This is a genomic window from Paenibacillus lentus (genome assembly GCF_042714055.1).
Lineage (GTDB): Bacteria > Bacillota > Bacilli > Paenibacillales > Paenibacillaceae > Fontibacillus > Fontibacillus lentus_A.
In genome coordinates this window covers 56,553-70,840 of sequence record NZ_JBHGVC010000009.1, presented here as the reverse complement: position 1 = coordinate 70,840, position 14,288 = coordinate 56,553, and the positions used below count along the sequence as shown (strand labels likewise).

The window sequence follows — 14,288 nt, the reverse complement described above, 5'->3', positions numbered from 1 at the left end:
TTTTATGTTTATATAGGTCAAACAAAACAAAGTGGATGAGTTATAACTAATTTTACAAAAACAACAAGTCAAAGTATCTATCATAATTACAAAAGAAACAATTCTGAAGCGGGACAATTTATTGCAAATAGATAGAACAATATGCCTAGTTCTGATAGACTATAATTATGACTATATGGAAAATGGAGGTAGTCTTGGGATGGTTAGTATCGTAGATGACCTAATTTTGCCTGGTTTAGTTAATGTGTCATGTACTTTTCTTACAGATTTGTTTAGAAGTTTTGGAAAAAGACCTTGGGACAAAACAATTTCAAAGGATGTTAATGATTTTATTGATATTTTTATCGATTCAGAAATAGACTCAGGTAGCTTTGTGAAATTTCTCCAAAGGCCTGAAACAACATTGAATTTTAAAGAATATATTAAATATATAGTTTATCGTACAACATACAAAAATAGACTAGAAAAGACTAATATTATATTGAAATTATCACGAGAAGATTTTATTAAAGAAATAGCTAATAATGCTGTAGATTTTATAAAACTTGATGTTGGAAAGCAAATATCTATTAGCTTGGTAACTAGTTATTTTGATAAATTGCTTTATATCATTGAAAGCAAGCTGGTGTCCAAATTATCTGAAGATAGTTTTGTAATTCTTTATTTTCTGAATCACAGTCTAATTGAGATGGAAGAAAGAATATTGCAAAGTTTAAAGATGCCTATTAAATTGCAAAATGACAATTATGAAAACACTAGAAAAGACTATATTAAAATTATTAGAAATAGAAACAAAAGAAGTCATGTTTACGGAATAGATGAATTAGATTTATATTCATTCTATGTATTTCCTACATTTGAGATATTTGAAAAGGATAAAAAGAAACGCCCGCGTAAGCCAATCTCATGGACTAATATCTTTAATGAATCAAATGTTGTTTCAATTATTGGAGGACCAGGTTTTGGGAAATCTCTTTTTCTAAAAAATTTAATTAATAAACATGAAGATTTAAGCATATTTGAGTCTGATAAACTCTTACCTATTTATTGTGATTTGAAGCAATATAAGATTTTTTCTCAGAAGCATTCATCGTATTCTCTAGAAGCTTATCTCGTTGACAGTATTATAAATTATACGGGAATGGATAATAAAATCATAAATAGAGACTTTTTGTATTACTTCCTTAGTTCAGGAAGGTGTCTTTTAATGTTTGATGCGTTAGATGAGGTGGAGAAGGAAGATAGAGAAGAAATAAATAATTTAATAACAAGCTTTTTTGAAGCTTCTAATAAACATAATAAAGTTTGTATTACCTCTCGAGCACTTGGTTTTCATTCTAAGACAAGAGTTACATTTCAAGTAAGTCAGGTTAGTATTGAACAAATAAAAGAATATTTAGAAAAAATGTGTGGATTAGGTTTGTTCGATGAGAGTAATATTGCAGACTTTATCTCACAATGTATAATATTAATTGATAATCAATTTTTAACTAGTTTGTTACAAGTTTCCCTTTTAGTTAATATTTTTAAAGCCGAAAAAGAACTTCCTATGAATAAAATTGATTTGTATGAAAAATGTATAGAATATATTTCGAAAAAACGTGAAAAGGATCAAAAAAAGACAAATTTTGATTTCAAATTGATGAGTTCAATTTTAGATAATAACACGAGCTTTGAAAAGCTGGCTTGGCTAGCAAGACCCAATAATATTGAGATTAATGAAAATAGGATAAAACCTTTATTAACAACACTTTATAGAAGATCTTATCTAACTGAAAATGAAACTATAAATGCGATTGATGAATTTTTGAATTTTTGTAGTCAAAGAACTGAATTGTATGTACCTGCTAGTAAAGATGGGGATTATAAGTTTTACCACAGATCATTTTTTGAGTTTTTTTATTCTAAATGTATCATTAAGGAATACTCAGATAACTTATCTTTACTAAAAGAACTACTTAAATTTGATATAGATTCAGAAATGTTTGAACTCACTACTTTAATCATTAAGCTCCATCACTATGATCGTTATTATGATTTTTTAGATTTAATATTAGAAGTTTTAAAAGGCAATACGGTGGAAAAATTTAATCAAGAAGATTTTTTGAAATGTTGTATTATGATATATGCATCAGATGAAGTTTATTGTCTTAATGAACTTTTGAAAAAAATTATGGAATCTAATAAAATTCTAGTAAAAATTGATCAAGCTGGATCTTCTCAGTTTATCTTTAATTGTTTAATGTTGGCAGATAATAAGGGAATACTTGAAAAAAGAGAATTTTTTGAATTATACAAAAATGAATTGGTTTCAGCTCAAATGTTGTACTTAATTTTAGATAAAGTTTTTACCTCCTCTCATTTATTTAAAGGATTTTACTATCCGAGTAATTTATTTATTCATTTGAGATATATTATTGGAACAGAAAAAATATATATGATAATAGCGGAAGAATATGATTTACAAACAATTGAGCAGTTATTCTTCAACAGAATTAAGATACATGATACTGAAGATGAAAAATTAATCCGACGCTTCGTAAAAAAAGAATATTCTAAAATAGTAAAGTCTTCTCTTGTACAGAGTTAATAATTATTACAACATTAAATATAAAGTGGAAAAAAAGTATCCTTTATAATACTGGGGAGGGGTTACTAGTAATTTGCTGAAAGAGCAAGTTTATCTAATTCGAATTCGAATAAAGATTTAAAAGATTGAGGGGGAGGGAAATAAGTTATAGTGAAATCATCGTTCCAATTTACGTTGTTCTATGACAAGGACGTAATATTGTGAAGGATAAGTTATATCATTTTTCTAGTGTAATTTAGTATTACGATTGTGCATAACATTGATTTCTTAGAGTGTTAAGAGATTAAGGTATAATATCTGACATTTCAAGTTATCTATTTAGCTGCATTGTGTGTGGTTATAGCATTCAATAAGTACCATAGGGGAATCCAACTAAAAGTTGTGGAATAGGGGATTGGCTGCCGCCAGTCCCTTATTTATTTTTTTTAAATATAATATTACATTATATACCTCAAGCGATCCAGAGTCAGTTAAGTTCCTTGTTTTACCCCTTCGGATTCACAATCTCCCGAATTACGTTCTTCGCCATACGAACTTGTTCCGGCTTAGCATTCCTAAGCATCATTACAATATCTTTAAGGTCGGCGTTAGTCAGTTCGCTATCTTCATTAATATAGGCAAAAAGTTGGGCGACACTGACATCCAGTGTAGCGGCTATTTTAGCCAAGTTTAACAAAGAAATGTTCTTTTCGCCTCTTTCGATTTGTCCGATGTATGAAAAGTGGAACCCACCTTTTTCTCCAAGTGCTTCTTGTGACAAACCCAGTTCTTTCCTTAAGGCTTTTACTCGAGCGCCAACGAGTTTTAGAATATCCTTCTCGGTCATAGTCCACACCTCTCTATCTTAAAAGTGTAGACAAGTTTGACAGTAGCAAACATGGATACTTGATTATTAAAATTAATATCTATAAGTATCAAATGTGTGTATAATGGTATTAATGCTATCATTTTCAATATTTTAGAAAATAAAGAGGTGTTGGATGCCGTGTTTAATCTGTCAAATAATCAAATGGCTCCAAAGGATATGAAGTTCACTAGCTTAAATCGAACTGAACTAATAGGTATTTATAAATGGCAGAATCCTCCCCAAATCTACATGAACCTCACCACGATATTCCTCAATCATAGCCTTCCCAAGCCTTGCTTTATTCTCTGCGACTGGGCCCTGGAAAGCATGCTTAAAACGATTTATGTCAAAGAGCGTGAGAGCATATTTCCACCATACACTCTGTGGCTTGAAGACTTACTTAATCTCCTTCGCTATGAATCTGGTGTTGATATAGAGGCTCTATGCTTAGTTCAGTCTATTAAGTTTCTTGCGAACTCAACAAGTTCTAATAACGTAGTATTGAAATGCAGCAAGCCTCACTTGCAAATGCTTATCCGAAAGGTGGATGAACTATTATGCAAACTATCTCCTAGGGCTATTAGCTCAACTACAGAAATGTACAACTCTATTTTTAAATAGAATAGCTTTCTAAGCCTAGAAATAATGCCATGAACGGTTCTTCTCTACCAGAAAATGATATAATGACGGCATATATAATTCTCTAAAGAGGAAGAGAAGGAGTGCTATTTATGCCTGTATATAACAAATTAGTTCGGGACAAAATTCCACAGATTATTGCCGCTGATGGAAAGGCATATCGGTCACGGATTCTGGATAAGGAGGAGTATTTGCAGGAGCTGCGAACTAAGCTGCGTGAAGAAACGGAAGAATATTTTAATGCTGCTGATGATAAAGAGGCTCTGGAAGAGCTTGCAGATATGCTGGAAGTAATCCGGGCATTGGCGGAAGCTCACGGATCTAGTCCAACAGAATTGGAGAAAATCCGGGTAGATAAGGCCGAGAAACGGGGCGGATTTCAAGACAGGGTGTACTTGATCGATGTCGACGAAGCTTAATGTGAAGCTCATCACCGATAATTTGGCAGATGAGCTGATTGCTGGCATTCAAAGTGCTTCTGGGATATATATTATGACGTCATTTCTCATGCAGTCCGGTGTACGGCTGTTGGCTCCGCATATAAAAAATGCCTTGGAACGGGGAGCGGAAGTTAAAATGCTGGCAGGGGATTATTTGTATATCACTCAGCCAGAGGGATTGCTTGAATTGATCGGCATTGATGAACGGATTGAGGCAAGATTGTGGCGGAGTATGGGCTCCTCATTTCATCCTAAAGCGTATTTGTTTGATTATGATCAAGGCGAAGGTCTGCTTATTGTAGGTTCGTCGAATTTCTCATTTTCGGCGCTTCGTACAGGATATGAATGGAACTTAGCTATGAATGCACAGGCCGAGCCCTATACGTTTCAAATGGCATTAGATAAGTTTATGGAAAGCTTCTATCACGAAACCACGCTTTCGATAAATTCTGATTCTATCCGCATGTATGAAGAGGAGTATCTCCAGTATCATCAGAGGAATCCAGAGCTGATTCAGCGCATTACGGAGATGGAGGAATCTGAAGCCGATTTGGGCTTAAGTACTGAGCCTCGATTGGATGAAGAAACACAGGAACCTGAGTCAATTCGTCCACGCTTTGCCCAGGAAGAAGCATTGGAAGCTCTCGAGCGAACATTGGAGGAAGAATACGACAAGGCAATGGTTGTCATGGCAACAGGGCTTGGCAAAACTTATTTGGCTGGCTTTTTTGCTGAGCGTTTCTCCAAAATACTATTTATTGCCCATCGTGAGGAAATATTGCATCAGGCACGTCAATCCTTTCAGCGGGTCATGCCTGAACGTTCACTTGGAATCTTCAACGGGCATTACAAAGAAGGGGAAGCAGACTGTGTATTTGCCTCAATTTTTACACTGGGAATGCGGAAGCACCGTGAGTCCTTTGTACAAGATGCTTTCGACCTTATAATTGTGGACGAGTTCCATCATGCGGCATCAGCTTCTTATTTGTCGGTGATTGATTATTTCCAACCCAAGTTCTTATTAGGGATTACAGCGACACCAGATCGGATGGATGGCAAAGATGTGTATGCGCTATGTGATGGGAACGTAGCTTACCAGATGCATTTTATCGAGGCGATACGGCGGCAGTGGCTAGCTCCCTTTCAATATTATGGCGTGTTCGATGAGACGGATTATTCGGCTATTCGCTGGCTAGGTACGCGTTATGATGAAGAGCAATTATTATCAGCACAGCTTCAGGAGTCACAGGCCGAGCGGATTTATGAGGCATGGATGAAGAATAAACAAACTAGGACGATTGCGTTCTGTTCGTCTATTCGGCAGGCTGATTTCTTGGCTGATGCATTCCACAGGCGTGGAATTTCGGTATTGAGCCTACACTCACGTACAGTGGAAATGTCACGTGCTGAAGCTATTAGTCGTCTTTCGGAGGGGCGTCTTGAGGTTATTTTTACTGTGGATCTGTTCAATGAAGGGACAGATATACCAAGTGTGGATACTTTGTTGTTTGTCCGTCCAACGGAATCATTGACCGTGTTCACGCAACAAGTAGGGCGGGGACTTCGGTTATCAGAAGGAAAAACGCATTGCGTTATTATTGATTTGATCGGTAACTATCGAAATGCGGACGTGAAGCTGCGGCTTTTTGAAGAAGATGATGTGAACGGTGCTCGGAGCAAGTTCAAGGAAATCATGCCAAGTGTGCCATCGGGTTGTGAGATTACGCTTGATACGCAAGTGGTTAACCTTCTGAATGAGTTGAGTCGAAAAAGACTTCCGCATCGAGAGAAGTTGCTGCACGACTTTATGGAGCTGAAACGTGAGCTTGGTCGAATTCCATCCTATCTAGAGCTGCACTTATTCGGTTTATCTCCTAGTCACGCGTATCGGAACGAGTTTGGTTCGTATATCGGATTTCTATATTGGGCAGAGCTATTGTCCGAGTCTGAAGTTGAGATATATCAGCGTTATGAATCATGGCTGCGTGATGTAGAGAAAACGGTTATGACCAAGAGTTATAAGATGATTGTACTGCTTTATATGCTGGAAAAAAGTGTAATACATTGGTGTGATCAAGTGACGCCAGAGGAGGTTGCTCCTTTCTTCTACAGTTATTTGATGGAAAAGGAATATCGACGCCGTATTGATTTCTCTGATAAAGATTCACGTAAATTATGGGAACATAATGAGACTACGCAGCACAAGCTATCTAAGCTAATTGCTGAGATGCCTATGAGTAAATGGGCTGGAGCCAAGGGGAGTATGACCCGGTTCCAAAACGGTGTGTTCTCGCTTGCGTTCGATGTGAGGGAACAGGACAAGGCGATATTGTATGCATGGACAGAGGATATTTGTAAATTCCGGCTGCATGTACATTTTGAACGGAGAGAGCATAGGAAAGTAGGGGATTAAGGCTGTTTGCACTGTATTTTCGAGATCAAAGGAAGTTGCTAGAGAAAATGTATATTATTTAAAGATACTTTGGGTATTTGTTACAGGGGAATTTGGCAGAAGCTACGGTAACCATTCACTGAAAATGTGAAAGAAGACCAAGTGTGAAAACACTTGGTCTTTATTAAAAATTTATAACAAAAAAAGATTTAAATTCAACCCCCAAACCGATTCGCCGCCTGAAACATCTTGGTAAGCTCCACAGACAGGCAAGCCAGTTGAGGCGATTCGACCTTCCCCGAGTTATCATAAGTTGCGGCTAACTGATACTTATCATCAACGAGAAGAAATTGATCAACCGTGGCATAGTGGGGATCGACGATCCAGTATTCACTTACTCCGAATTGTTCATAGACGGCTTTTTTCTTCACCTTGTCGATAGCACCAGAGCTTGGAGACATAATTTCAATCAGCAGGTCGGGAACGCCTTTGATGTATCCGTCGTTGATAATATGAAGGTTCTCGTTCCGGATAAAAATAATATCGGGCTGCAGAATGTTGGCCTCATCAAAGTGAACGTCCAAAGGAGCAAATAGAATCAATCCTTCAGTGTGGCATGTTATATTTATCGCTGTTGTTAGCTCGGAAACGAGAATCTGATGATTGATTTTGGGAGAAGACAGGAAATCATAACGAACGCCTTCAATGATTTCAAATCGCTCTTTGACAATGTAATTATCTGGGTTCTCTTTAATCCTCGTGATGGACTTATCGGATTTGTTATCCTCGCTCATAGCACCAGCACCGCCCTCTGATTTTGATATTCCCATTATAGGCTGGGAATAGTGAATATGCGAATATGCTATTCCCCTATTCTACGACCTATTATCTTGTATGATGAGCTAATTTCCGTTTTAAGAAACACTTCTGATTACGTATTTCCGAATTATCTTTTTTTGAGTTTCCTTGTCGAAAACAAGCAGATATATCCATAATATAGTGATATGATAGAACTAATTGTAACTTAAAATAGGTCTAAGGGACTGAGAGATAAGAGGTGGGAGAATATAGAACTGGAGAGCAGAATATCTGCGAATGGTTACATAGTGAGTACAATAGTTTAAAAGTGGAGGCCAAGATGAGAAAGATTTGCACATTGTTGTTAGCGCTATGTCTCTTTTTATTCATAGAGGTATCGGCGAGTTATGCAGAAGAGAATGTAAAAGCCACGGTCAGCGATAGTCAAGTCATTATTGATGGGAAGGTTGTTCGCAGCGTCGGCTTTAATATTCAGAATTACAATTATTTTGGGTTACGTGACTTGGCAAGTCATTTGGCAGAAACGGATAGTCGATTTGATATTACCTGGAATAAGGAACTGAATGCGATTGAATTAACTACAGATAAGGCTTATTCAGTCAATGAGTCTTTCCGTACCCCTTATTTTAGTTCTGACCAATTGTATGAAGCCAAGTTATCAACGGCAAAGATTGTTATTGACGGGAAATTGCATTCTATACAAGCATATAATATTGAAGACAATACCTATTTTCAATTAAGGGATTTGGCAAAGGTATTAAAATTTGATGTTTCATTTGATTCAGGAACAAATAGTATTGTTGTAAATCCATACCTGCCTGAAAATGCATATCAAGCGGTAGGTACAGGGGTGGGGGAAGATAATATTGTTGAGTCTTACTTCTCAAGATGGAGCGACCCGATCCGTTCCCACTTAATAAACAATAGTGACGGTACGTTCAGCAGTATAACTGTAGATGAGGGCCATGTGCGTATTGAGTTATACAACAAGGACTATGAAGTAACATCAAGCAAAGAGCTTCCACTTGAATTGCAATACTATGGAGCCTTTTATAGTGGGGAGAAATACAACTTTATTGCTTATGGACAGGATAATAAGGAAGAGAACGACAGCAAGGAAGTAATTCGAGTTGTACGCTATGATAAAAATTTTAAAAGGATCGATAGTGTCTCACTCACGGGTGGAAAGAGTTTTACAGTTGAGCCGTTTCGTTCAGCAGCCCCCAGGATGGCTGAAAATGGCGATGAACTTGTATTGCATACGTCACGATTGAGATATAAAGCATCCGATGGTAAGAATCATCAATCCCAGCTCACTTTAATTATTAATACGTCCAATATGAGCATAACTAACTCAACAGGAGAATTTCAGAAGAATCATGTGAGCCATTCTTTTGACCAGTTTGTTAAATACGATGGGAAAGAACATGTCCTGGTGGATCATGGTGATGCGTATCCCCGGTCGATTGTGCTTCATAAAGGGAACGGTTCACAGTATAAAGAAGTAGATTTGTTTCGTATTCCTGGAAGTATTGGTGCTAATATGACTGGAGTTTCTCTCGGGGGGTTGGAGATTTCCTCTACGCACTATATAACTGCCTATAACAAGGTTGACCACTCTAAGGTGCAATCATATACTAATTTCGAGATGGTCGGGCTTGATAAGGATGTTCGTGATATCATGCTTGCTGTAGTTCCTCGTTCTAATTTGAGCGGAAGTGCAGTTAATAACATTACTATAGCGAAATATACATCAGATACTGATCATATTGGCTCTGTCCCCAAATTAGTAAAAGTGGACGATGATCGTTTCGTAGTTCTGTGGCAGGAATTTGATCATGAGCATATGCCGCTTGGCGTGAAGTATGTAGAAGTTGACGGCAGCGGTAATGCTGTTGGTAAAATTAACAGTATTTCTAAATTTGTGCTTTCCGAATGCGACCCGATCATTATGGATGATAAGATTGTTTGGTTTGCGGATAAAAAAGGCAAGCGTATTTTCTATACGATTCCGCTATAAAATTGAAAAGGTCATAGCACCGAAATGGTGACTATGGCCTTTTTATTCATTACATGATCGAAAGGAACTTCGAGTCATGGGAATAAACAGTTAACTTAAGTCGTGAATTCTTAATCTAGAATTTGCGACTTTTTTCTTATTTGTTGAAAAGCTGCCTTTCAATAAAAAAAGCCCTTATTCCTAAATGACAAAATAGTCCTGGGACCAAGGAATTGCTAATGAAAATAATTGTAATCACTCTCAGGAATATATGATATATTTTACAATAATTATGGTACGTTCCAGTTAGAGTAAGTGGTAAAGCAGGCCGATTCGTTATACACCAAATCGAAAGTGAAACGGTAAAGGAAGGGATTTGCTTGAGGAGTTTGTTTAATCTTTTATACATAATTGGGTTGACCTCGGTCCTATTTTTATCAGGTTGTAATTCCAGCAAGCCTGTAACGGATGCAGAAGAGAGTGAGCCGATTTCATTAAATGATCAAATGGCTATTCAACTGCGAGATGAGGCCATTGCGAAATTATACACGGCTCTCGCAGAGGGTGGGGAACAATGCACTGCTTCTCTAGAGGAGAGGTTGGCTGATGCAGAGGAGTATTATTATTATTTCTGCATTGATCTGGATACGAAGGAGAAGATCACGGCCTATCTTAGGACGAGCTATACGGAATCTGTGGTCAGAGAGATGCTGGATAACTACCCGATCAAAAATATCAACGACAAGCTTGTTTACTTGCCATATGAAGTGGGTTCCTTGCGTGAATGGGAAGAGGCCAGGGTGATTGGCATTATGGATTTTGAGGAAAAGAGTGAAATTACGTTTGAAGTGCCTGATGTCGATGGAGAGACAGAAGTTATTACTATAGATGCCGTATATGAGGCTATCGATGATAAGTGGAAGCTGGATACCGCCCCGTGGGAGTACATCTAGATTGCCAGAAGCCATAAGATTCTATTGAAAGGAAGCTATGGATGAGCATTAAGGTTGATCCCCAAAAAGTAGATGAGTTATCTGCACAAACGAAACGATTCGGCGAATTCGTTGAAAGGGAGGAGCGGAACGTCTACCAAACCATATCCCAACTAATACGTGAGACACAGAGCCAATATCCGGAGCTGTACGGTAGGAGTGAGCTGAACGAGGTAGAGCGCCTGCTAAGGGAGATTCGGAAGCAAGCGGAAGGCATCACGGGAGAGCTTCGCGATAAGGCGAAGGTACTTACAGAGGCCGCGGCACGTTATCGAAAAGATGAGGAGACCGCAAAAGGCACGAAGAAGCAGAGGTATCAGCCAGTCCCCCCATCTACGTATTATTCTGCAAGTGGCGGGCTTACTGGAGAAGGACTGACGAGCTATTTAGAGGATGCGTTATTTCAAGATCCCGAGGTTCAGAAGCTGCATCAGTTAGCCCTTCATGGTACGGAGAAAGAGAAGAAGGAGGCCAAGGAGAAGCTTGATGCGATCTTCAAGGCGAGAAACACGATTGCTCGTGCCCAGGTGGCCTATTCCGTATACAAGGCGTTTGGCAATACATATTTGATGGAACAAGCACATAAAGAAGCGATGAAGCAGCGGGGGATTTTGAAGGGGTACGGCATTAGTGAAGAGCTTTACGGGGAAAAAGTGAATATAAGTGAGTATTTTAAGGGAAGCCCGCTTGAGGCGTGCTCGTACGATCCTTCGATGCAGATCGTGAAGGATGGAAAGTTCGTGCAGGTTCTTATGCCGGAAGATAACCAGTACCAATATTTACTTGGCTTGGTCATGAAGGGCGGAGCTCAAGGCGCATGGGCTCAAAAGCAATTGGATGAAATACATAAGCAGCTAGGTGAAATCGGCCGCGCCCAAGTCGCGTGGCATGAGTACAAGGCCAAGGGCATGACGAAAGAAATGGACGGGGCTCACGCCTATGCGGAGAAGGTTCGTGGGATTCTGAAGGACAAGTATGGCTTGTCTTCGGCGATGGTTGATGGCGTGGGTTATAAGCATTTGTGGACGGGAGCGGGGCCTGCGGGACGGTCTTTTACAAATGTTGAGAAAAACAACCTTCAAACTATTACGAGATTTGATTTTACAATATACCAAGACACAGTTAAATCAAACTCGAAACCGGGGGAAGCTTATAAAAGGAATTACGAGCTGTTAAATTCGGGACAATTAAAAAGTAATTTATCTGCTTCAAGTAGAACCTTACTAGTAGAATGGTGGTCAAAATATAACTCTATTTATCAAGAAATTGGTCGAGAACTCGATATTCCTCCTGAGTTAGTATTTGCAATTCATTATAGAGAATGTCAGATGTATTTTTCGAATGGTAAAGCATTTGAGTATTCAATACAGGATGGCAAAAATAAAATACCAAAGGGAACGACATTTGAAGAAGAGTCAATTCGAGTGTTAAAGAATCAACTGAAAAAAATGAATTTTGGAGTCAAATTAACCTATGATTCTCAGGATTTAGCCGCAATGATGGTGTTTGCTGAGTTATATAATGGTTTCGGATATTATTTAAAAGGTAAGAACTCAACTTATATTTTCAATCAAACTACTATCAATTCAGCAGGGAAATATACCTCTGATTTTAATTATGATCAAGATGCAAAAGATGCTCAGCCCGGGATTGCGGCTATTTTATTGGGAGTATTTTCTGAAGTAAAAGATCATCAAGTTACTTCTGACACAAAAGATCAGCAGGTTTCTGTGAATCCTAAGAAAACTGACTTAGGATCGTATAAGTCAGTTGCAAGCGTTGGTATCACCCAATGGCATACGATACCAAATTTAGAATCGATGCCAATTTTTTCTCAGGACAAATATTTGGATGGGACAACGCCTAGTTGGTATTACGAGAAACTTGGTGATAGCAAGAATACCAATATATATCAGGCAGGGTGTACGTTGGTTGCAATAGCGATGGCAGAATCGTGGAAAAACGGTCAAATAATCGATCCATCCCAATTGAACAAAGATTTGAGAAAGAAGAAAGTTTTTTCGGGTGCAAGTTTATACATGGAATCTGTTCCAAATATACAATTTGATCGTCATATGGGAAATGAAGCATTATTTAAGGAAAAAACAACACCTGCTGAAAGTGTAGAAGTTCTATTTAATTATGCTAAAACATCCATAGACAAAGGAAATCCCGTGCTTCTTAATATTACTGAACCAAAGTATCAGTTGAAAGCAAGTTCGGGTCATTGGGTACTTGCAGTTGGTTATGACGAAACAAATAAAGATATGTTAATTGTTAATCCTGCTGGCGGTGAAGTGGTATCTTTAAAGAATATGCTTAAAAATGGCTCAGCAAAAAGAGCTAAATATAAGGGTTGGACGGTGGCAGATTATAATGAACTCTATAGTGAAAGATAAGAAGCGTTTAATATTAATTATTATTACATTCATAATACTCTTAACGGGTTGTTCAGAAAAAAATAATCTGGACAGTAATACAGGTGACATCGCAGAAAAACAATCCATAAAACAAACGGGAACGTTAAAACAGAAAGAAGAATCTCAATATGATGAAGACAAGTTCATTAGTTTAGCTACAAATTGTTTTAAAGCTTTAGATGCTGAAGTCTCAGATGCGCCAATTCCATATTTTCCATATATTTCGCTGCAACCAGATAAATTGGATGAAAGCGGTCAAGTAGTAAGAGCTCCTCTCGAATATGTTTTATATCGCTATTGGACAAATGAAAAGTTAGATAAAGATTTTGAGAAGTTAGCTTCATTTAGAACCAATCCCATTTGGACTTCGGATACGATGGATTTAGCAGCTATTATTCCTGTTTTCTCAGATGAAAGCCGACGTTTGTTCTATAAAGAATCGGGACACATTGAAGACCCAGTGGAGCTAATGATAATTGATGAAGATAGTTATTACCCTAGCAGAGGTTCGCTTATTGACAAGTTTCTACCGGAGCCAGAAGGAACAGCAGGGGGCCCAGCGCCTTCTGATGTTATTGCTGATTCGTGTAAACCTCTTGTAGAGCTGGATGCAAGTCTTCTATTTCCGCTTGCAATCCATCCTGGCGATGAAGTAGATGTTGAGTGGGATGATGCGGTATATCCATTCAGGAATGTCATGAGTTTATTTAGTGGGTTTAAGGATGAATATCTTTATTTTTATGAAACCTACGTTCTCTCCTATCATACAGATCATTCCAAATTGATGAATATTGCAGCGCATGTGTACAGTAAAGATCTCGAAGTAACACGTGTGTGGATGAACTTAAATGGTAAAGAAATTGAACTTAAAGAATCAAAGTATTTGCATAATGAGTCCATGAATACGGAGTATTGGACACTGTATGATGCAGAGGTCACTTCCGATTTGTTTAGTCAGTATGATGACTTAGCAGAAGTCTATGTAGAGTTGAAAAACCAAGATATCAGAAAACTAAGTAATATGTAAACTCAGGGTTGAAATGAGGTAATTGTTAGTGATGAAATTACCGAACAACCTTATTCTGAAGGAACTAGTGAAGAGACGGAAGAGGTTATGCGTATGCTAGAGGAAATAGATCAAATTAAAGTA

Annotated in this window: 9 protein-coding genes; 7 read left to right on the top strand and 2 right to left on the bottom strand. The window is 37.9% G+C overall.

From position 1 onward, the window contains the following. Positions 1–199: 199 nt before the first annotated feature. Complete coding sequence (locus tag ACE3MQ_RS19220) at positions 200–2,590, top strand: NACHT domain-containing protein (RefSeq protein ID WP_379395623.1); 2,391 nt, start codon at positions 200–202, stop codon at positions 2,588–2,590. A 484-nt stretch (positions 2,591–3,074) separates the two neighbouring features. Here ACE3MQ_RS19220 and ACE3MQ_RS19215 read toward each other — a convergent pair whose 3' ends face one another. Beyond that, the gene (locus tag ACE3MQ_RS19215; protein ID WP_379395621.1) at positions 3,075–3,416 is read right to left on the bottom strand and encodes a helix-turn-helix domain-containing protein; all 342 of its coding nucleotides are present in this window, start codon (positions 3,414–3,416) and stop codon (positions 3,075–3,077) included. 752 nt (positions 3,417–4,168) lie between these two features. Between ACE3MQ_RS19215 and ACE3MQ_RS19210 the strand changes: the two genes are divergently transcribed. Both ACE3MQ_RS19210 and ACE3MQ_RS19205 read left to right on the top strand, forming a co-directional pair. Beyond that, the gene (locus ACE3MQ_RS19210) at positions 4,169–4,495 is read left to right on the top strand and encodes a phosphoribosyl-ATP pyrophosphohydrolase (protein WP_379395619.1); all 327 of its coding nucleotides are present in this window, start codon (positions 4,169–4,171) and stop codon (positions 4,493–4,495) included. Continuing rightward, complete coding sequence (locus ACE3MQ_RS19205; RefSeq protein ID WP_379395617.1) at positions 4,479–6,929, top strand: DEAD/DEAH box helicase family protein; 2,451 nt, start codon at positions 4,479–4,481, stop codon at positions 6,927–6,929. The genes ACE3MQ_RS19210 and ACE3MQ_RS19205 overlap by 17 nt, the downstream gene beginning before the upstream one ends. Before the next feature lie 194 nt (positions 6,930–7,123). Here the strand turns inward: ACE3MQ_RS19205 and ACE3MQ_RS19200 are convergent, their stop codons facing one another. Further along, the gene (locus ACE3MQ_RS19200) at positions 7,124–7,702 is read right to left on the bottom strand and encodes a Uma2 family endonuclease (protein WP_379395615.1); all 579 of its coding nucleotides are present in this window, start codon (positions 7,700–7,702) and stop codon (positions 7,124–7,126) included. 344 nt (positions 7,703–8,046) lie between these two features. Here ACE3MQ_RS19200 and ACE3MQ_RS19195 point away from each other — a divergent pair, with 344 nt between their 5' ends. The 4 genes from ACE3MQ_RS19195 (at position 8,047) to ACE3MQ_RS19180 (ending at position 14,165) form a co-directional block, all read left to right on the top strand. Further along, positions 8,047–9,747 carry a hypothetical protein gene (locus tag ACE3MQ_RS19195; protein WP_379395613.1) on the top strand — a complete coding sequence of 567 codons (1,701 nt, stop codon included), beginning with the start codon at positions 8,047–8,049 and terminating at the stop codon, positions 9,745–9,747. A gap of 359 nt (positions 9,748–10,106) precedes the next feature. Beyond that, a complete protein-coding gene (locus tag ACE3MQ_RS19190) occupies positions 10,107–10,679 on the top strand; it encodes a DL-endopeptidase inhibitor IseA family protein (protein WP_379395611.1) in 573 nt (190 codons plus the stop codon). A gap of 41 nt (positions 10,680–10,720) precedes the next feature. Then, on the top strand, positions 10,721–13,117 hold the full coding sequence (locus ACE3MQ_RS19185; protein ID WP_379395609.1) for a C39 family peptidase: 2,397 nt from the start codon (positions 10,721–10,723) through the stop codon (positions 13,115–13,117). Beyond that, positions 13,095–14,165, top strand: a complete 1,071-nt coding sequence (locus ACE3MQ_RS19180) for a hypothetical protein (protein WP_379395607.1) — start codon at positions 13,095–13,097, stop codon at positions 14,163–14,165. The genes ACE3MQ_RS19185 and ACE3MQ_RS19180 overlap by 23 nt, the downstream gene beginning before the upstream one ends. The last annotated feature ends 123 nt before the right edge of the window (positions 14,166–14,288 follow it).